This is a genomic window from Pseudomonas sp. NFX71 (assembly GCF_048079215.1).
Taxonomy (GTDB): Bacteria; Pseudomonadota; Gammaproteobacteria; order Pseudomonadales; family Pseudomonadaceae; genus Aquipseudomonas; species Aquipseudomonas fluorescens_B.
Window position 1 is genome coordinate 5590952 of sequence record NZ_CP182230.1, and the last position, 19054, is coordinate 5610005.

15 protein-coding genes and 1 pseudogene are annotated in these 19054 nt (G+C 61.8%); 14 read left to right on the forward strand and 2 right to left on the reverse strand.

Annotated elements, in window-relative coordinates; translation table 11 throughout:
* Window positions 1-51: 51 nt before the first annotated feature.
* Both ACM1ZW_RS26035 and ACM1ZW_RS26040 read left to right on the forward strand, forming a co-directional pair.
* Window positions 52-159: pseudogene (locus ACM1ZW_RS26035) on the forward strand (hypothetical protein); the annotation flags it as partial.
* A 113-nt stretch (window positions 160-272) separates the two neighbouring features.
* On the forward strand, window positions 273-1052 hold the full coding sequence (locus tag ACM1ZW_RS26040) for a TSUP family transporter (RefSeq protein ID WP_017339065.1): 780 nt from the start codon (window positions 273-275) through the stop codon (window positions 1050-1052).
* Here the strand turns inward: ACM1ZW_RS26040 and nudC are convergent.
* Window positions 1020-1850 carry an NAD(+) diphosphatase gene (gene nudC / locus ACM1ZW_RS26045; protein WP_017339066.1) on the reverse strand — a complete coding sequence of 277 codons (831 nt, stop codon included), beginning with the start codon at window positions 1848-1850 and terminating at the stop codon, window positions 1020-1022. The two genes, ACM1ZW_RS26040 and nudC, sit on opposite strands and share 33 nt — an antisense overlap.
* A 7-nt stretch (window positions 1851-1857) precedes the next feature.
* Window positions 1858-2670, reverse strand: coding sequence for a crotonase/enoyl-CoA hydratase family protein (locus tag ACM1ZW_RS26050; protein ID WP_017339067.1), 813 nt, complete (start codon window positions 2668-2670; stop codon window positions 1858-1860).
* Between the two features lie 555 nt (window positions 2671-3225).
* On the opposite strand from ACM1ZW_RS26050, the gene glgA reads away from it, so the two are divergent.
* From glgA to ACM1ZW_RS26110, 12 genes are all read left to right on the forward strand, one after another.
* On the forward strand, window positions 3226-4812 hold the full coding sequence (gene glgA, locus ACM1ZW_RS26055; RefSeq protein WP_416739657.1) for a glycogen synthase GlgA: 1587 nt from the start codon (window positions 3226-3228) through the stop codon (window positions 4810-4812).
* Window positions 4813-4826: 14 nt separating this feature from the next.
* Window positions 4827-6623, forward strand: a complete 1797-nt coding sequence (treZ, locus tag ACM1ZW_RS26060) for a malto-oligosyltrehalose trehalohydrolase (RefSeq protein ID WP_416739658.1) — start codon at window positions 4827-4829, stop codon at window positions 6621-6623.
* Window positions 6620-8698 carry a 4-alpha-glucanotransferase gene (malQ, locus tag ACM1ZW_RS26065; RefSeq protein WP_017339070.1) on the forward strand — a complete coding sequence of 693 codons (2079 nt, stop codon included), beginning with the start codon at window positions 6620-6622 and terminating at the stop codon, window positions 8696-8698. Before treZ ends, malQ begins: the two co-directional genes overlap by 4 nt.
* Complete coding sequence (locus ACM1ZW_RS26070) at window positions 8695-11481, forward strand: malto-oligosyltrehalose synthase (RefSeq protein ID WP_416739659.1); 2787 nt, start codon at window positions 8695-8697, stop codon at window positions 11479-11481. The genes malQ and ACM1ZW_RS26070 overlap by 4 nt, the downstream gene beginning before the upstream one ends.
* A gap of 2 nt (window positions 11482-11483) precedes the next feature.
* Window positions 11484-11825 (forward strand): DUF2934 domain-containing protein, encoded by a 342-nt coding sequence (locus ACM1ZW_RS26075; RefSeq protein ID WP_416739660.1) that lies wholly within the window; start codon window positions 11484-11486, stop codon window positions 11823-11825.
* A gap of 207 nt (window positions 11826-12032) precedes the next feature.
* Window positions 12033-14192 carry a glycogen debranching protein GlgX gene (gene glgX / locus ACM1ZW_RS26080; protein ID WP_017339073.1) on the forward strand — a complete coding sequence of 720 codons (2160 nt, stop codon included), beginning with the start codon at window positions 12033-12035 and terminating at the stop codon, window positions 14190-14192.
* Window position 14193: 1 nt separating this feature from the next.
* Window positions 14194-15183 (forward strand): acyl-CoA dehydrogenase, encoded by a 990-nt coding sequence (locus ACM1ZW_RS26085; RefSeq protein ID WP_416739661.1) that lies wholly within the window; start codon window positions 14194-14196, stop codon window positions 15181-15183.
* Window positions 15180-15938, forward strand: coding sequence for a PIG-L deacetylase family protein (locus ACM1ZW_RS26090; RefSeq protein ID WP_017339075.1), 759 nt, complete (start codon window positions 15180-15182; stop codon window positions 15936-15938). The genes ACM1ZW_RS26085 and ACM1ZW_RS26090 overlap by 4 nt, the downstream gene beginning before the upstream one ends.
* On the forward strand, window positions 15935-16534 hold the full coding sequence (locus ACM1ZW_RS26095) for an SAM-dependent methyltransferase (protein ID WP_414883944.1): 600 nt from the start codon (window positions 15935-15937) through the stop codon (window positions 16532-16534). Before ACM1ZW_RS26090 ends, ACM1ZW_RS26095 begins: the two co-directional genes overlap by 4 nt.
* Window positions 16531-17190, forward strand: a complete 660-nt coding sequence (locus tag ACM1ZW_RS26100) for a glycosyltransferase (protein ID WP_416739662.1) — start codon at window positions 16531-16533, stop codon at window positions 17188-17190. Before ACM1ZW_RS26095 ends, ACM1ZW_RS26100 begins: the two co-directional genes overlap by 4 nt.
* A 120-nt stretch (window positions 17191-17310) precedes the next feature.
* Window positions 17311-18069: a PIG-L deacetylase family protein gene (locus ACM1ZW_RS26105; protein WP_017339078.1), complete on the forward strand. Its 759-nt coding sequence runs from the start codon at window positions 17311-17313 to the stop codon at window positions 18067-18069.
* A 99-nt stretch (window positions 18070-18168) separates the two neighbouring features.
* Window positions 18169-18969 carry an endonuclease/exonuclease/phosphatase family protein gene (locus tag ACM1ZW_RS26110; protein ID WP_017339079.1) on the forward strand — a complete coding sequence of 267 codons (801 nt, stop codon included), beginning with the start codon at window positions 18169-18171 and terminating at the stop codon, window positions 18967-18969.
* Window positions 18970-19054 lie beyond the last annotated feature (85 nt).

Here is a 19054-nt window from a genome sequence, read left to right on the forward strand (position 1 = left end):
CCAATGTGTTGAATGTGACGCCGCCATCGTGGGCAAGCTTGCTTGTGTTTGCTCGACAGGCATTGGCGTAATGCGCGGATTGTCGGGGATTGGGCGATTAACGGGACTGAGCCGCCGTTTGTGTGGCAGATCGAGAATGGGCCCGACCGTAAAATCTGAATCCGAGCCTACAAGGAATTGAGGCAGCGCGGTCGCAGCAGAAGTTGGATGTAGGTAAGATATCGGCCCTTCCCCGCAGCCATTTCCTGCACCCCGCCGAATAAGTCGATTCCATGCCTTTCGAACTCAGCGTTGATCTCTCCACCCTGGCCATTCTGGCCGTTGTCGCCTTCATAGCCGGTTTCATCGACGCCATTGCCGGCGGCGGCGGTCTGTTGACCACCCCGGCGCTGCTGACCGCCGGCTTGCCGCCGCATCTGGTGCTGGGCACCAACAAACTCAGTTCGACTTTCGGCTCGGCCACCGCCAGCTTCACCTTCTACCGGCGCAAGCTGTTCCATCCCCGGCAGTGGCTGCACGCCATTGTCGGCACGCTGGTCGGCGCGTTGACCGGTGCGGTGGTTGCGCATTACCTGCCCGCCGAATGGCTGAACAAGATGCTGCCGGTGATCGTGTTCGCCTGTGGCCTCTATCTGTTGTTTGGTGGCACGCCGAAAGCGCCGCTGGACAGCAACGCGCCGATCAAGAAAAAGTGGCAATCGACCCAAGGCTTCAGCCTGGGTTTCTACGACGGCGTGGCCGGCCCCGGCACCGGCGCGTTCTGGACCGTCAGCAGTATGCTGATGTACCCCATCGACCTGGTGAAGGCCAGCGGTGTGGCGCGCAGCATGAACTTCGTCAGCAACATTGCGGCGCTGTCGGTGTTCATCTTTTCCGGGCAAGTGGACTGGATCATCGGCCTGTGCATGGGCCTGTCGGTGATGGTCGGTGCATTCTTCGGCGCCCGCTCCGCCATCAGTGGCGGCGCCAAATTCATTCGTCCGGTGTTCATCACCGTGGTGCTGGGCCTGACCGTGCGGCTAGCCTGGCAACACTGGTTCAGCGTGGCCTAGACGCCGCGCCACATAGACGTCGATCAGGTAACGGGCAATCGAGCGTGACGCCGGCAACGGCGGCAGCTCGTGCACGTTGAACCACTGGGCGTCCTCGATCTCGTCTTCCTGACAGACAATTTCGCCACCGGCGTACTCGGCGTGAAAGCCGAGCATCATCGAGTGCGGGAACGGCCAGCACTGGCTGCCCATGTACTGGATGTTCTTGACCTCGATCTGCACTTCCTCGCGAACCTCGCGAATCAGGCAATCTTCGGCCGACTCGCCCGGCTCGGCGAATCCGGCCAGCGTGCTGTAGACCCCGGTGACAAAACGCGGTGAACGCGCCAGCAGGACTTCATCGCCACGGGTAATCAGCACGATCATGCTCGGCGAAATGCGCGGGTAATAACGCAGGTCGCACGGTTCGCAGTACATCGCCCGCTCCCGGATGACTTGCTTCGTGGCCTGTCCGCAATTGCCGCAAAAGCGGTGCTCGCGGGCCCAGGTGCCGATTTGCGCGGCATACCCCAGCACCTTGTAAACAGCGTGATCACCGTCGAGCATGAACGCCCGCAGGCCTTTCCAGTTGCAGCCCGGCACTTCGCTGTGACTGCGCAGCTCCAGCAGATACACCGGCTCGCCATCCAGGTGGCCTATGCCATGTTCGGCAAGAATCGTCAGGTCCTGACGCTTGAGCCATTCGCGCGGGAACAGCGCGCCATTGTCATCGAACAGAAAGCCTTCGGGGCTGCGCGCGACGGCCCAGCCGCCCGGTTGATCGGTGTCCAGTACTGCGGTGGTCCAGCGTGAAGTCATTTTTCAATCAATCCAGAAATTCGGGTTTCTGTTTGCTCATATGGGCGGCCATGGCCACGCGCAAATCGGTAGATTGCAGCATGGCGGCGTTCCAGGTGGCGACGTATTCGAGGCCGTCGTCGATGCGATGGTCACGCATGTAGCTGATCATCTCCTTGGTGCCGGTGACCGCAATCGGCGACTTGCTGGCGATGTCGCGGGCAATGCCCATGACGCCGTCGAGCAGGCTGGCGGTGTCGCTGTAGACGCGATTGACCAGACCGATAGTGCGCGCTTCCTCGGCGCCGAACGAGCGACCAGTGTAAGCCAGTTCACGCAGCATGCCGTCACCGATGATCCGCGGCAAGCGTTGCAATGTGCCAACGTCGGCGGCCATGCCGATGTCGATTTCCTTGATCGAGAATTGCGCATCTTCGGCGGCATAACGCATGTCGCAGGCGGCTATCAGATCGATCGCGCCACCCAGGCAGTAACCCTGAATCGCCGCCAGCACCGGCTTGCGGCAATTGTCGACGGCATTGAAGGAAGCTTGCAGTGCCAGAATCTTGCGCCGCAGCAGGCGGGCGTTGCGCCCCACGTCCTTGCCCAGCTCATTGGCCACGCCGGCCAGCATCATCAGGTCGATACCGGACGAGAAATGTTTGCCGGCGCCACTGAGCACCACCACCCGCACTTCGTCGGTGTCGTCGATCCACTGGAAGATCTCGATGATCTCGCTCCAGAACGCGGCATTCATCGAATTGATCTTCTCCGGACGATTGATCTGCACATGGGCAATTTTATCGGCCAGTTCGACGGTGAACGCAGTGTACTGAGACATGGCAGTGATCCTTTACCGGGCAAAAATGAGGCCCGAACTATAACAAGGCATGCCGTTCGGCAGTAAGGCAGCGGTTCGGCCAAAAGCGGGACTGCAGGGCGCACCAGCGTAGTGCGCAGGCGTGACAGCACTCGCACATTCATGTGAACGCCAGGTTACCTTTTGGGGCTCGATCGCAAAAAAACGTGCACTTCGTCGGAGCGTTTGAACCCTTTTCATGCACGTCCGTACCTCATTGAACCGATTGTCGAACAATTTTGCCATCTGTGCTTCACCGCTCTAAGTTCTGGCCTAGACTCATTTTCGCGAGGCAAAACCGGTCGGTCACAAAGTGCAAAAATAATCGAAACTTTTGCTCTTCGTGGCCGGTCCTCTGAAAGGTAGGTGCGTTGCGACTGGTGCAATCCTTGCAGCGTCCACTCCAGCCAATCTGCTTCAACGCATGGGCCGCGTTTGCTGCCCAGTGCGTCGCGCGTTTGCGCCCGGCCACAGGAATTGGCCACGAAACACCGTTTGCCAGACCTGAGAATTAGATCAACAACACGGGAGATTCATATGATCAGTGCGGCTTTAGACATTCAGGGAGAACGTGCTCATCAGCAGGTCGGCGATGCGAGCGCCGTGAGCGCCCCAAGTGCCAAATCGATCAACGTCCCGAGCACCAAGACGCTGATACCGGTGGCCAGTCAGAACCCCAATCGAAAGAAAGTGTTGTTCGTGACCTCGGAAATCGCCGACCTGGTGAAGACCGGCGGTCTGGGCGACGTCTCGGCAGCACTGCCCCGGGCCATGGCGCTATTGCACGATGTGCGTGTGCTGATCCCCGGTTACCCGCAAGTGCTGCACAGCGAAAACCCGATTCACATTATTGGCGAGCTCGGTGGTCATGCCGCATTGCCACCCTGCAAGATCGGGCGCATGGACATGCCCGACGGCCTGGTCATTTACGTGTTGATCTGCCCGGAACTCTACGAGCGCGAAGGGTCTCCCTACGGCGCCAACAACGGTCGCGACTGGCCGGACAACCATATCCGCTTCGCCCGCCTGGGCCTGGCCGCTGCCGATATCGCTGCCAACCTTGCCCAAATTCACTGGTGCCCGGACCTGGTTCACGCCCATGACTGGCCTGCCGGCCTGGCGCCCGCCTACATGCACTGGCGTGGGCAACGCACCCCGACGCTGTTCACGATTCACAACCTCGCCTACCAGGGCGTGACCAGTCTTGGATCGTGCCCGGAACTGGGCATTCCCGCACATGCTCTGCAACAGGAAGGCATGGAGTTCTACGGCAAGATGTCGTTCCTCAAGGCCGGCATGGCCTATTCGAGCCACATCACCACCGTCAGCGCCACCTATGCCCAGGAAATCACCACCCCGGCCTTCGGCTGCGGTCTCGACGGTTTTCTCGCCGCCAAGACCCAGCAAGGTCTGCTCAGCGGCATTCCCAATGGCATTGATGAAAGCTGGGACGCCGCCACCGACTCGCACCTGTTCCGCCCGTTCAGCATCGGTGACTGGGAAGGCAAAGCGGTCAACGCGGCGCACGTGCGCGACCTGTTTGGCCTGGACGATTCAGAAGGTCCGCTGTTCGCCGTGGTCTCGCGCCTGGTGTACCAGAAAGGCCTGGACCTGACCGAAGCCGTGTCCGAGTACATCGTCCAATCGGGTGGCCAGATCGCGATCATCGGTCGCGGCGAGCCGGAAGAAGAACAAGCCATGCGCGAACTGGCCCTGCGTTTCCCCGGGCAAATCGGTGTACGCATCGGCTTCAACGAAACCGACGCCCGCCGTATGTTCGCCGGCAGCGATTTCCTGCTGATGCCATCGCGTTATGAACCGTGCGGCCTCAGCCAGATGTACGCCCAGCGCTTCGGCTCGTTGCCGGTGGCCCGTAACACCGGCGGCCTGGCCGACACCATCGAAAACGGCGTGACCGGTTTCCTGTTCGACGAATCCACCGTCGAGAGTTATCAGGAAGCGTTGAGCCGGGCTTTCAAGGTGTTTGCCTTTCCCGACCTGCTCAATGCCATGCGTTGCCGCGCCATGGCGGCGCCGTTCAACTGGTGCAAAGCGGTCGAACCCTACGCAGAACTCTACGAACAGCTGGTCGCCAAGGCGCTGGGGAAATCGAACAGACAGTAAGAGGTTTTTGAACAATGCCGTTACGGACCCTTGAGACCTGGCCCCACGGCGCAATCATGCTGGACGCAGAACACACGCGTTTTGCCTTGTGGGCGCCAGATGCGTTTTTTGTCAGTGTCGAACTGGAAGATGGACAATCCTTGCCGCTACTGCCTCAGGCCGATGGCTGGTTCGTGATCAAGGCGCGTTGCCCCGCAGGTACGCGTTATCGCTACAACATAGACGGTGAGATTGAAGTCCCCGACCCCGCCTCCCGCGCGCAGGCCGGCGACATTCACCTGCACAGCGTGGTGGTCGATCCCCTCGGCTACACCTGGCAACACAGCGCCTGGCTGGGACGGCCATGGAACGAGGCGGTGATCTACGAGTTGCATGTCGGTGCGCTGGGCGGCTTCAGCGCAGTCGAACAGCACCTCGAACGCCTCGCGGCGTTGGGCATTACGGCCATCGAGCTGATGCCTATCGCACAATTTCCCGGTGAACGGAACTGGGGCTATGACGGGGTGCTGCCCTACGCGCCCCAGGCGTCCTATGGCACCCCTGAACAACTCAAGCACCTGATCGACACCGCCCACGGCCATGGCCTCGCGGTGATCCTCGACGTGGTCTACAACCATTTCGGCCCGGATGGCAATTACCTGCATCGCTACGCCAAGGGCTTCTTCAACGAAGACAAGCACACGCCCTGGGGCGCGGCCATCGATTTCCGGCGGCGCGAGGTGCGTGATTTCTTCATCGACAATGCGTTGATGTGGTTGCTGGAATACCGCTTTGACGGTTTGCGCTTCGATGCAGTGCACGCCATCGAAAGCCCGGACTTTCTTCAGGAGCTGGCACAACGGATTCGCCAGCAGACCGATCCGGTGCGGCATGTGTGGTTGACGGTCGAGAACGAGCACAACCAGGCCAGCCTGTTGCAGGAAGGCTTCGACGCGCAGTGGAACGACGACGGCCACAACGCGTTGCACGTCCTGCTGACTGGCGAAACCGATGCCTATTACGCCGACTACGCGGACAATCCCACAGAGAAACTGGCTCGTTGCCTGAGCCAGGGTTTCGTGTTCCAGGGCCACACCAACCGACACGGTGAAGCGCGGGGCGAGCCCAGCGGGCACCTGCCCCCCAGCGCGTTCGTATTGTTTTTGCAGAACCATGACCAGATCGGCAATCGTGCGTTCGGTGAACGTCTGCCGCAACTGGCCCACCCCGACGCGCTGAAAGCCGCGACCGCACTGTTGCTGTTGTCGCCGATGATCCCGCTGATGTTCATGGGCGACGAGTTCGCCGCCGAGCAACCGTTCCTGTTCTTCACCAGCCATCACGGCGAGCTCGCGGAACTGGTCCGTGAAGGCCGACGTAACGAGTTTGCCGCGTTTGATGCGTTTGCCGATCCGGAGAAACGTGAACGGATTCCCGACCCGAATGCACAGCAGACCTTCGAAGACTCTCGCCCCTGCCTGACGGCCAGTCGAGACTCCGCCATGTACCAGCTGTATTGCCAACTGTTGAAAATCCGCCATGAGCGGATCGTGCCACACGTGTCCGGCGCCCATCCACTGGGCGCCGATGTGCTGGCCGAAGGCGCCGTCACGGCGCGCTGGCAACTGGGCGATGGCAGCCTGCTGCGCATTGACCTGAACCTCAGCGGCAAGCCAGTGGTCCATTCCCCACAGGCCGGCAATGCGTTGTTGTTCGAACACCCGCCGGAGTCCGCCGACCTGTTGGATCAGGGCACCCTTGCCCCGTATTGCGCGCTAGTCAGCCTCACGGCCGCGGCCCCTTTGCTACCCCCGGATGGAGAGCGCCAATGAGCGATGCGCAACTGGAAATACTGGCCGGCCGAGCTGGCCTGGCGGTCGACTGGATCGACGCCAACGGCCGCCCACAGAAAGTCGCCCCATCAGTGTTACGTAACGTCCTGACCGGACTCGGCCACCCGGCCGGCACCGCCCAGGAAATCGACGCCAGCCTGCTCGAATTGCAGCAGGTGCAACAGACCCGGCATTTGCCGCCGCTGTTGACCGCAGACTTTGGCGTGGGCCTCAACCTGGCGCATTACTTCGAGCCGCAGACACCCTGCGAGATCCACCTTGAAGATGGTTCGCGGCTCAGCCTGAAACTGGATGCCGAGGCGATATTGCCCGGTCTGATCCCGGTCGGTTACCAGCACGTCAGCATTGACGGGCAGTCCTTTACGCTGGCCGTGGCACCGTCGCGCTGCTACAGCGTCGGCGACGCCGTCGACAGCCCGATCCCCCGCGCCTGGGGCCTCAGCGTGCAGCTGTATTCGCTGCGCCGTCCCGGCGATGGCGGTTTCGGCGATACCCAGGCCCTCGAGGATCTCGCCCGGGTGGCCGGTGAACGGGGCGCCGAAGCCTTGGCGATCAGTCCGCTGCACGCGATGTTCAGCAACGACACCCAGCGCTACAGTCCCTATTCGCCGTCCAGCCGTTTGTTTCTCAACAGCCTGTACGCCGCGCCCGGAGCGATCCTTGGTGAGCGCGCAATGCGCACAGCGATAGATGCCACCGGGCTCGCCGCGGAACTCAAGCACCTCGAGGCGCTGCCACTGGTTGACTGGCCCGTCGCGGCCGAAGCCAAGCACCGTCTGTTGCAAGCGCTGTACGAAGGCTTTGTCCAGGGCGAACACCCGCTGCATGAAGACTTCAGCAGTTTCCGCCACGCTGCCGGCGAAGCCCTGGAAAACCACTGTCGCTTCGAAGCCATCCAGGAAGCCCGCGCCGCCAAGGGTGAAAACCTCGACTGGCGCGAATGGCCCGAGCAATGGCGCGATCCGCGTAGCGCGGCGCTGGCTGACTTCGCCGAAGAGAATGCCGGGCGCATCGGCTTCTTTGCCTTCTGCCAATGGCTGATCACCCGCTGCCTGGAGCGCGCACAAACCGCCGCCCGCAGCAGCGGCATGAGCATCGGCTTGATCGCTGACCTGGCGGTGGGTGCCGACGGCGGCGGTAGCCAGGCCTGGAGTCGCCAGGACGAATTGCTCGCCTCCCTGACCGTGGGTGCGCCACCCGACATCCTCAACCGCACCGGCCAGGGCTGGGGAATTTCCGCGTTCTCGCCCGAAGGCCTGGTACGCAATGGCTTTCGCGCCTTTATCGAAATGCTCCGGGCCAATTTCGCCCACGCGGGTGGCCTGCGCATCGATCACGTCATGGGGCTGCAACGGTTGTGGGTGATCCCCAACGGCGCCTCACCCGCTGACGGTGCTTATCTCTATTACCCGGTTGACGACCTGTTGCGCCTTCTGACCCTGGAATCCCATCGGCATCAGGCCATCGTCCTGGGCGAGGATCTCGGGACGGTACCGGACGGTCTGCGGGAAAAACTCATCGCCCGCTCGATCCTCGGCATGCGCGTGATGCTGTTCGAACAGGACAACGCTCGCTTCAAACCGATCCTCGACTGGCCGGACAACGCCTTGGCGACCACCAGCACCCATGACTTGCCGACGCTCAATGGCTGGTGGCATGGCCGCGACATCGACTGGAACGCTCGACTGGGGCTGGTCGATGCCCAAGGTGAAATCGAGTGGCGCCATCATCGCGAACGGGAGCGCGAAGGCCTGCGGCGGGTGTTGAGCGAAGACCCGCAGAACTTCCGCGAGGAGTCCCACGAAACCGATCAGGTACTCGACGCCGCCATTCGTTTCCTCGGCCATACCCGCGCTCCGTTGGTGTTGCTGCCGCTGGAGGATGCCCTGGGCATCGAACAGCAGGCCAACCTGCCCGGCACCATCGATACGCATCCCAATTGGTCGCGACGTTTGCCCGGCGACAGCGAAGCATTGCTCAATGACCCGGACGCCGCCCGGCGTCTGGAACTGCTCGCTTGCGCGCGACTTCAGGCCGCCGAGCGTGACCGATGAATCCGCCACGTACCCAACCGCTGCGGGCGACCTTGCGACTGCAGTTTCATAAAGGCTTCACGCTCGACGATGCGGTGCCGCTGGTGCCCTATTTCGCCAGCCTCGGCATCAGCCATGTCTATGCCTCGCCGCTGCTGAGCGCCCGCGCCGGCTCCATGCATGGTTATGACGTGGTGGACCCGACCACGGTCAATCCTGAACTGGGCGGCGAAGCGGCATTGCGCCGGCTGGTCAGCGCGTTGCGTGCACAGGACATGGGGCTGATCCTCGACATCGTCTCCAACCACATGGCGGTCGGCGGCGGTGACAACCCCTGGTGGCTGGACTTGCTGGAATGGGGACGCCTGAGCCCCTATGGCGAGTTCTTCGACATCCAGTGGCATTCGCCCGATCCGTTGATGGAAGGCCAGCTGTTGTTGCCCTTCCTCGGCAGCGATTACGGCGTTGCGTTGCAGGACGGCACCCTGCCCTTGCGTTTCGATGCGCAGCATGGCGCGTTTTACGTTGAGCACTACGATCATCACTTCCCGATTTGCCCGATGAATTTTGGCGAACTGCTGAAAGCGGATGACGAGCAACTCAAATCACTGGCCGACCGCTTCAGCACCTTGAGTTATCAGAACGACGCCCACCGTCTGGCGATGCCGTTGAAAGACGAGCTGCGTGAACTCGCCACCGACCCGGCCGTGCTGCACATCATTGAACAGAACCTGAAAGCCTACGATTCGCTCACGCCCGACGGCTTCCAGCGTCTGCATCAGTTACTGGAGCGCCAGAGCTATCGCCTCGCCAGTTGGCGTACGGCAGCGGACGACATCAACTGGCGGCGCTTTTTCGATGTCAACGAACTGGGCGGCCTGCGCGTTGAGCGTCCGGCGGTGTTCGAAGCGACCCACGCGAAAATCTTCGAACTGGTGGCTGAAGGCTTGATCGACGGTCTGCGCATCGACCACATCGACGGCCTCGCCGACCCGCGTGGTTACTGCCGCAAACTGCGCCGGCGGGTCGACAGCCTGGCACCGGATCGGCACTTGCCGATCTACGTCGAGAAGATCCTTGGCGAGGGGGAAACCCTGCACCGTGACTGGTCGGTGGATGGCACCACGGGTTACGAATTCATGAACCAGTTGTCATTGCTGCAACATGACCCGGAGGGCGCACAAACCCTGAGCGAGTTGTGGAGTCGCTACAGCGAACGGCCCGCCGACTTCCGTCAGGAAGCCCAACTGGCGCGCCAGCAGATCCTCAACGGTTCCCTCGCCGGTGATTTCGAAAGTGTCGCCCAGGCCCTGTTGCAAGTGGCCCGGGATGACCTGATGACCCGCGACCTGACCCTCGGCGCGATTCGCCGGGCATTGCAGGAACTGATCGTGCACTTTCCGGTGTATCGCACTTACATCAGTCCCCGTGGGCGCTCCGCGCAGGATGATGTATTTTTCCAGCAAGCCTTGGACGGTGCGCGGCAAACCCTCGGTGAGGCCGATTGGCCCGTGCTCGATTGCCTGGCCCGATGGCTGGGGGGTGAACCGTGGCGCAAGCGTCCGGTGGGCCGTCCGCGCAAGATGCTCAAGCATGCCTGCGTACGCTTTCAGCAGTTGACCTCGCCGGCGGCGGCGAAGGCCGTGGAAGACACCGCGTTCTATCGCTCGGCAGTTCTGCTGTCGCGCAATGATGTGGGGTTCAGCACCGAGCAGTTCAGCGCGCCGGTGGCCGACTTCCATGCCGCGTGCCTCAATCGCCTCGAAGAATTCCCCGATAACCTGTTAGCCACTGCGACCCACGACCACAAACGCGGCGAAGACACCCGCGCCAGGCTGGCGGTGTTGAGCGAGCGCAGCGCGTGGTTCGCCTGGCAGGTGCCGCTCTGGCAAACACTGGCCCGGCCGCTGCGCGACGACGACCAGATGCCGTCCGCCGGCGATGAGCTGATCCTGTATCAGGCGCTCCTTGGCAGCTGGCCACTGGATCTGCGCAATGACGATAAAGCCGCGTTCGAGCACTACACTCAACGTATGTGGCAGTGGCAACAGAAAGCCTTGCGCGAAGCCAAGTTGCAAAGCAGCTGGAGCGCGCCGAACGACGCTTACGAACACGCAGCTCACCAATTCCTCGAACGCCTGCTGCTCAGCCCTGAAGGTGAACGGCTGCGCGCAGCCCTCGGTAAAGCGGCGATGTCGATTGCTGCACCCGGTGCACTCAACGGCTTGGCGCAAACCTTGCTGCGCATGACCGTGCCGGGCATTCCGGACCTTTATCAAGGCAACGAGTACTGGGACTTCTCGCTGGTAGACCCGGACAACCGCCGCCCGGTGGATTACGCCAGTCGCCACCAGGCCATGCAGCGTCCGCAGGACGTGCCTGACCTGCTGGCGAGCTGGCGGAACGGGCACATCAAACAAACCCTGATTGCGCGCACGTTGAACCTGCGCGCCGAGCATCCCGAGCTGTTTCAGCGAGGGTCGTATCAAGCCCTGGAAGTGGTCGGCAGCGAGGCGCACCGGGTGCTGGCATTTGCGCGCTCGTACAACCAGAAGCGGGCCATCGTGATCGTACCGATACGTTGTGCGGGCCTGCTGGAAAACAGTGCCGAACCCAAGGTCGGCGCGCAGCTGTGGGGCGATACGCGGGTCAAATTACCGTTCACCACCCCTGACGACAATCTGAAGGGACTTTTTTCCAGCGTCACAGTCACAGAACACAAGGAGCTGATGATTGGCGCCGCGCTGGGGGATTTCCCGGTCAATCTCTTTATCCAAAACCTTGAGTTCAGTTCAGGAGCATAGCGATGAGCACCGACGAAAAACGCATCCGCGAATTTGCCTATCAGATCTGGGAATCGGAAGGGAAACCCGAGGGCGAGGAAGCTCGTCATTGGGAAATGGCTCGCAAGCTGGCGGAAGCTGAAGCCCTGGCGCCGAAGAAGTCACCGAAAGCCGCCGGGAGCAAAGCCGCCACCGTCAAACCGGCAGTCAAAGCGGATGGCAAGCTCAACGGGCAGGCCGATGGCAAGGCTGCGGCATCGAAAGCCAAGGGCAAACCGGCCGCGGCGGCTGCGAAAGTAACGCCGCCGGGTGAAAAAGTGGCCGAGAAAAAACCGCGTGCCACGAAAAAACCACCCGCGGTTTGACGCTTCACTTCGTTTGCACTTGATTGAACTCGTGGCGAGCCCGCTCGCCACAGTGGGCGCGTTCGCCCACGAAAACACGAAAAATTGAGCAGGAGCGAGGCTTGCCCGCGAAGGCGGTGTTTCAGTCAACACTTGAATGGTCTGACTCACCGCCCACGTGGGCAAGCCGCGCTCCTGCAAAGAACTCCCATTTTTGCAGGAGCACCTATGACCAGTCCGAAAAAATCCGCGCCAGCACCTCAAGCCGAGGCCTCGCGAATCCGTGAAGGCTTGCCCTTCCCGCTGGGCGCCACCTGGGATGGTCTGGGGGTCAACTTTGCGTTGTTTTCCGCCAACGCGACCAAGGTCGAACTGTGCATTTTCGATGACGCCGGCGAAGTCGAACTGGAACGCATCGAACTGCCGGAATACACCGACGAGATTTACCACGGTTACCTGCCCGACGCCCATCCGGGGCTGATCTACGGTTACCGGGTCTACGGTGCCTATGATCCGGCCAACGGTCATCGCTTCAATCACAACAAACTGCTGATTGATCCTTATGCCAAACAACTGGTCGGCCAGCTGAAATGGTCCGAGGCGCTGTTCGGCTACACCATCGGCCATCCCGACGCCGACCTCAGTTTCGACGAACGCGACAGCGCGCCGTTCGTGCCCAAATGCAAGGTCATCGACCCGGCGCACACCTGGGGTCACGACCATCGCGTCAGCGTGCCGTGGGACAAGACGATCATTTATGAGACCCACGTGCGCGGCATCAGCATGCGGCACCCTTCCGTCCCCGAGAACGTGCGTGGCACCTTCGCCGGGTTGATGGTCGATGATGTGCTGGAACACATCCGCAAACTCGGTGTGTCGAGCGTGGAATTGCTGCCGATTCACGCGTTTGTGAATGACCAGCATTTGTTGCACAAGGGCATGACCAATTACTGGGGCTACAACAGCATCGCGTTTTTTGCCCCGGACCCGCGCTACCTGGCCAGCGGCAAGATCGCCGAGTTCAAGGAGATGGTCGCGCACCTGCACGAAGCCAATCTCGAAGTGATTCTCGACGTGGTCTACAACCACACCGCCGAGGGCAACGAACAAGGCCCGACCCTGTCGATGCGCGGCATCGACAACGCCTCGTACTATCGCTTGATGCCCGACGACAAGCGCTTCTACATCAACGATTCCGGCACCGGCAACACCCTGGACCTGAGTCACCCGTGCGTGCTGCAAATGGTTACCGACTCTCTGCGTTACTGGGCCACGGAAATGCACGTGGACGGTTTCCGTTTCGACCTGGCGACCATTCTCGGTCGCTATCACGATGGCTTCGACGAGCGTCACAGCTTCCTCGTTGCCTGCCGACAGGACCCGGTGCTGCGCCAGGTGAAAATGATTGCCGAGCCGTGGGACTGTGGTCCCGGTGGTTATCAGGTCGGCGGCTTTCCGCCAGGTTGGGTCGAATGGAACGACAAATTTCGCGACACCGTGCGTGCATTCTGGAAAGGCGATGACGGTCAACTGGCCGACTTCGCCAGTCGTATGACGGCTTCGGGCGAAATGTTCAACCAGCGTGGCCGCCGGCCGTATGCGTCGATGAACTTCATCACCGCCCACGACGGTTTCACCCTCAATGACCTGGTGTCGTACAACGACAAACACAACGAAGCCAACGACGAGAACAACCAGGACGGCAGCAACAACAACCTGTCCTGGAACCACGGCGTCGAAGGCCCGACCGACGACCCTGAAATCAACGCACTGCGCCAGCGGCAGATGCGCAATTTCTTCGCCACGCTGCTGCTGTCCCAGGGCACGCCAATGCTGGTGGCCGGTGACGAGTTTGCCCGTACTCAGGAGGGCAACAACAACGCTTATTGCCAGGACAGCGAGATCGGCTGGGTCAACTGGGACCTGAGCGAAGACGGCAAGGCCCTGCTGAAGTTCGTCAAACGCCTGATCAAGTTGCGCCTGACCTACCCGATCCTCCGTCGCGGACGATTCCTGGTGGGCAATTACAACGAGGACATCGGCGTCAAGGACGTCACCTGGCTCGCACCGGACGGCAGCGAGATGAGCATTGAGCAATGGGAAGACGCGCACGGCAAATGCCTGGGCATGTTGCTTGATGGTCGCGCACAGGAAACCGGGATCCGCCGCAAGGGCGGTGACGCGACCTTGCTGCTGGTGGTCAACGCCCACCATGACATCGTCAACTTCACCTTGCCCGAAGTCCCGGACGGCGGTTTCTGGACCTGCATGGTCGACACCAACCAACCGTCGATTCGTGGTCAGGAACGCTTCGAGTTCGGTCACGAATATTCCGTCACCGGCCGTTCGCTGCTGTTGTTCGAATTGCAGCATGAGGAAGAAGAGTGAAATGGACCTACAGGCTTTTCTTCAGCGACAGTCAGCGGACTACGCCGACACACGGGCGCTAGGCCGGTGCCTGCGGAAGCTGGTCGAGGCCGGTCTCGATCAGCTTCCGCTGCCGGGCAGCGGCCGGACGCTGGAGCGCTTTCAGCGTCTGGCCGAGGTCGGCGGGCATGATCTGGGGTTGTGCAAGTTGTACGAAGGTCATACCGATGCCCTGGCGATCATTCAGCAACTCGGCGGTTCGCCCACGCCTTCCAGCACTTGGGGAATGTGGGCCGCCGAGCCGCCGGACGCCCGGGTGCGGGTCAGCCCTCAAGGCCAGATGGTTGCGCTGAACGGGCGAAAGGCCTGGTGTTCAGGCGCGGCGGTGTTGAGCCACGCGTTGCTGACGGCGTGGGATGAACAGGAGCGCCAGCAACTGGTCGCAGTGGCGCTGGACCAGCCCGGCGTAACCGTCACCGATCAAGGCTGGCAAGCGCTGGGCATGGGCGCCACCGGCAGCGTCGAAGTGCTGTTCGACGGCGCCGAGGCGCAGGCCATCGGCAACCCCGGCGACTACCTGCAACGCCCGGGTTTCTGGCAAGGCGGGATCGGCATTGCGGCGTGCTGGTACGGCGCGGCGCAGAGTCTCGCCGAACGCCTGCGCAGTCACTGCGGCCATCGCGAAGAACCCCACGCCCTCGCCCACCTTGGCGCCGTCGACAGCGCGCTGCACGCCGCGGCAACGGTATTGCGATTCAGCGCGTTGAGCATCGATGCCGCCCCACAGGAAAACGCCGAACGCCTCGCTCGCCGCGCCCGTGCGGTGGTTGAGAATGCCGTCGAACAGGTGATCCTGCACGTCGGCCACGCCCTCGGCGCCGGCCCTTATTGCAAGGACCGGCAATTCGCCCGACTGATCGCCGACCTGCCGGTGTTCCTGCGCCAAAGCCACGCCGAACGCGACCTCGCCGCGCTCGGCCAGCACATCATCAAGGGAACATGGACGTTATGAAAACCAATCCCATCGTCGGTCAGGGCACACCCTTGCACCTGTGGCAAACCTCCAGCCACCTGGCCCAAATGCCGGTGATCGACATTCTCGACCTGGTGCCCGAAGGTTCCCGGGCCGTGATCGTGGCCCCGCACCCGGACGACGAAGTGCTCGGCTGCGGCGGTTTCCTGCAATTGCTCGCCGCCGCTCAGCGGCCGTTGCAACTGATCTCGGTCACCGATGGCAGTGCCAGCCACCCCGGCTCCCGGCGCTGGCCGGTAGAGCGCTTGAGCGCGGTCCGTCCGCAGGAATCCGTTGAAGCGTTGCGTCGACTCGGTCTGCCGTTACACAGCCTTAAATGGCTGCGCGGCGGGTTTGCCGACAGTCAGGTGGCAGCGCGGGAAACGCAATTGGCTGAATTCATCGAGCGTCACCTGCGCCCCAACGACGTGGTCTTCACCACATGGCGCGAAGACGGCCATTGCGACCATGAAGCAGTCGGGCGTGCCAGTGCCGCAGCGGCGAAACGCGTCGGGGCAACGGTGCATGAACTGCCCGTCTGGACCTGGCATTGGGCAACCCCTGAAGACAGTCTGGTGCCGTGGCAGCGTGCGCGAAAAATCCTCCTGGCCCCGCCGCTGGTCGCGCGCAAGCGTCATGCCATCCATGCCTTCGCCAGCCAACTGGAAGGCGACCCGAATATCGGCTTGCCGCCGGTGCTGGCACCGTACGTGCTTGATCGTTTGCTGCAACCGTTCGAAGTGGTGTTTCTATGAGCGTCGAGGATCGCTACTTCGACGGGTTGTTCGCCGGTAGCGACGATCCCTGGGCGTTTCGTCAGCGCTGGTACGAACAGCGCAAGCGCGCGATCACCCTCGCCGCGTTGCCCCGCCCCCGCTACCGCTCCATCTTCGAACCCGGTTGCGCCAACGGTGAACTGAGCGCCGAGCTGGCCACACGTTGCGACCGTCTGTTGTGTTGCGACACCGCAGCCGCCGCCGTGACGCTGGCCAGAACGCGCCTGAGTCTGTTCGACCACGCTGAAGTGCGCCAAAGCCGCTTGCCCGGCGACTGGCCGAACGAGCAGTTCGACCTGATCGTGCTCAGTGAAGTCGGTTACTACCTGGACGCCGGTGACCTCAATCAACTCATCAAACAGGCGACACAGTCACTGACTGCCGACGGCCAACTGCTGGCCTGCCACTGGCGCCCGCCGATCGATGGTTGCCCGCTCAATGCCCGGCAGGTCCATGACTTGCTGCACGAGCATTTGCATCTGCCACGCCTGGTCTTGCATCAGGAAGCCGATTTCCTGTTGGAACTCTGGAGCCGCGAACCGCGCTCCGTGGCGGCGCTGGAGGGCTTGCGATGATTGGCATTCTGATCCCGGCGCACAACGAAGAAGCCTTGCTCGAAGACTGCCTGCAAGCCGCGCTGGGTGCCGCGCAACATGAACTGCTGGACGGTGAGGCGGTCGAGGTGCTGGTGGTGCTCGACAGTTGCACCGATCGCTCGTCCGACATCGTCGGCAACTACCCGGTGCACTGCCTGGAAATCAATGCACGCAATGTTGGCCAGGCCCGCGCTGCGGGTGCGCGGTTTTTGCTGGATCGCGGGGCGCGCTGGATTTCCTGCTCCGACGCCGACAGTCGCGTCGCTCACGACTGGTTGGTGGCGCAACTGTCGCTGGAGGTGGATGCGGTGTGCGGCACGGTGACCGTAGAAACCTGGGATGAATCCTTCAGTGAATTGGCACAGATTCGCTATCACCAGCACTATCAGAACCGTGAAGGACATCGGCATATTCACGGCGCCAATCTCGGCATCAGCGCCGAGGCCTACCGGCTCGCCGGCGGTTTCGAACCCCTGGCATGCGACGAAGACGTGCAACTGGTGCGGCAACTCGAACGCTGCGGCGCGACAATTGCCTGGAGTCATCGGCCCCAGGTACTCACCAGTGCCCGACTGGACAGCCGGGCCCGGGGTGGCTTCGGTGACTACTTGCGCGACCTGGTGCATCCCGGATGAAAAGCCGAGCGGATCAAACTCGACGCGACGAATAGCCGATCTTGAGCAATACTCTGCTCGCTGCAATCCAGGGTTCGGAGCGCGGCACTTTGCTATCAACGTGAACAAGGACGTAGCCCGATGAAATCCGTTTCCATCAGCGACAGCAGTCCATCAGCGCAAGTCTGGAACAGCGCTCTTCAGCTGGACAATGTTCCGGTCATCAACACTCAGACCCTGGTCCCTGCTGGCGCGCGCGCCGTGGTGATCGCGCCGCATCCCGGTGACGAAGTCGTGACCTGCGGCGGTCTCCTGCAATTACTCAGTACCCTTGGCCATCCCCTGCAATTGATCTCGATCACCGACGGCAGCGCCAGTCATCCGGGGTCGCAGCAGTGGTCGGAGAAACGCCTCAGCGTGTTCCGCCCCCAGGAAAGCGTCGAAGCCCTGCGCCGGCTCGGGTTGCCGATGCACAGCCTGAAGTGGATTCGCGGCGGTTTTACCGACAACGCCCTGGCCGAGCGCGAGCTTCAATTGACCCAGTTCATTACCCGCTACCTGCGGCCTGGCGATGTGGTGTTCACCACCTGGTGCGAGGACGGCAATGTCGACCATGAAACCGTCGGCCGCGCCAGCGCCAAAGCCGCAGCCTCCGTCGGTGCGGCGTTCAACGAAATGCCCGTCTGGGCCTGGCATTGGCCATCGCGTGACAGTGGATTGATCCCCTGGCACCGCGCACGCAAGGTCCGCCTCGATACCTGGACCGTTGCGCGCAAAAGCCACGCCACCCATGCTTACGCCAGTCAGCTCGACGGTGAACCGGCCATCGGTATTCCCCCGCTGCTGCCACCGGTGCTGCTTGAGCGGATGCGGTTGCCGTATGAAATCGTGTTCGTCTGAACGACACCGATCCCACAGGGGAAGGCGTTACATTCGGACTGAACTGCCTGCGCCGGTTTCAGTCGCATGCATAGGCAACCCTGATTCAGAGGAGTGAACGTGACCAATGATTCCAAGCCGCAGGCCGTCGACTCGGTGCCATTGAACACGCCCCCGGCAATTCATCGATTGCGGGTGTTGACGGTCAACACCCACAAGGGGTTTACCGCGCTCAACCGACGCTTCATTCTTCCGGAACTGCGTGAGGCGGTACGCAGTACTTCCGCGGACCTGGTGTTCCTGCAGGAAGTCGTCGGTGAACACGAGCGGCACTCTTCCCGTTTCAACAATTGGCCGCAGACCTCGCAATACGAGTTTCTGGCCGACAGCATGTGGAGCGATTTCGCCTACGGGCGCAATGCGGTATACCCCGATGGTCACCACGGCAACGCCCTGCTGTCCAAGTACCCTATCCGCGAATACCGAAACCTCGACGTCTCGATCACCGGGCCCGAACGCCGAGGACTGCTGCATTGTGTGCTGGACGTACCGGGCCACGCCGAAGTCCATGCGATCTGCGTGCACCTGAGCCTGCTGGAAAGTCATCGCCAGTTGCAGCTCGAATTACTCTGCCAACTGCTGGAATCATTGCCCGACGATGCCCCGGTGATCATCGCCGGCGACTTCAACGACTGGCAGCTGCAAGGCAACACCGCCCTCGCCCGCCGTGACTACCTGCACGAAGCCTTCGAACGTCACCACGGTCGCCCTGCCAAAACCTATCCGGCACGGTTTCCGTTGCTGCGCCTGGACCGGATTTACCTGCGCAACGCCAGCAGCCACGAACCGCGAATATTGGGCAGCAGGCCATGGACGCATTTGTCGGATCATTTGCCATTGGCGGTGGAAGTGCATTTGTAGCCAATACCTGTTAGTTCTTACAGTATCCCGTCGCCTGGATTGAAGGCATCCTTTGTCAACTGTTCATTGGGCGGAAACGACGGTT

Excerpts from the sequence above, each read along its gene's own strand:
- ACM1ZW_RS26040 (WP_017339065.1), top strand. The coding sequence starts at position 273 with ATGCCTTTCGAACTCAGCGTTGATCTCTCCACCCTGGCCATTCTGGCC.
- nudC (WP_017339066.1), bottom strand. The coding sequence starts at position 1,850 with ATGACTTCACGCTGGACCACCGCAGTACTGGACACCGATCAACCGGGC.
- ACM1ZW_RS26050 (WP_017339067.1), bottom strand. The coding sequence starts at position 2,670 with ATGTCTCAGTACACTGCGTTCACCGTCGAACTGGCCGATAAAATTGCC.
- glgA (WP_416739657.1), top strand. The coding sequence starts at position 3,226 with ATGATCAGTGCGGCTTTAGACATTCAGGGAGAACGTGCTCATCAGCAG.
- treZ (WP_416739658.1), top strand. The coding sequence starts at position 4,827 with ATGCCGTTACGGACCCTTGAGACCTGGCCCCACGGCGCAATCATGCTG.
- malQ (WP_017339070.1), top strand. The coding sequence starts at position 6,620 with ATGAGCGATGCGCAACTGGAAATACTGGCCGGCCGAGCTGGCCTGGCG.
- ACM1ZW_RS26070 (WP_416739659.1), top strand. The coding sequence starts at position 8,695 with ATGAATCCGCCACGTACCCAACCGCTGCGGGCGACCTTGCGACTGCAG.
- ACM1ZW_RS26075 (WP_416739660.1), top strand. The coding sequence starts at position 11,484 with ATGAGCACCGACGAAAAACGCATCCGCGAATTTGCCTATCAGATCTGG.
- glgX (WP_017339073.1), top strand. The coding sequence starts at position 12,033 with ATGACCAGTCCGAAAAAATCCGCGCCAGCACCTCAAGCCGAGGCCTCG.
- ACM1ZW_RS26085 (WP_416739661.1), top strand. The coding sequence starts at position 14,194 with ATGGACCTACAGGCTTTTCTTCAGCGACAGTCAGCGGACTACGCCGAC.
- ACM1ZW_RS26090 (WP_017339075.1), top strand. The coding sequence starts at position 15,180 with ATGAAAACCAATCCCATCGTCGGTCAGGGCACACCCTTGCACCTGTGG.
- ACM1ZW_RS26095 (WP_414883944.1), top strand. The coding sequence starts at position 15,935 with ATGAGCGTCGAGGATCGCTACTTCGACGGGTTGTTCGCCGGTAGCGAC.
- ACM1ZW_RS26100 (WP_416739662.1), top strand. The coding sequence starts at position 16,531 with ATGATTGGCATTCTGATCCCGGCGCACAACGAAGAAGCCTTGCTCGAA.
- ACM1ZW_RS26105 (WP_017339078.1), top strand. The coding sequence starts at position 17,311 with ATGAAATCCGTTTCCATCAGCGACAGCAGTCCATCAGCGCAAGTCTGG.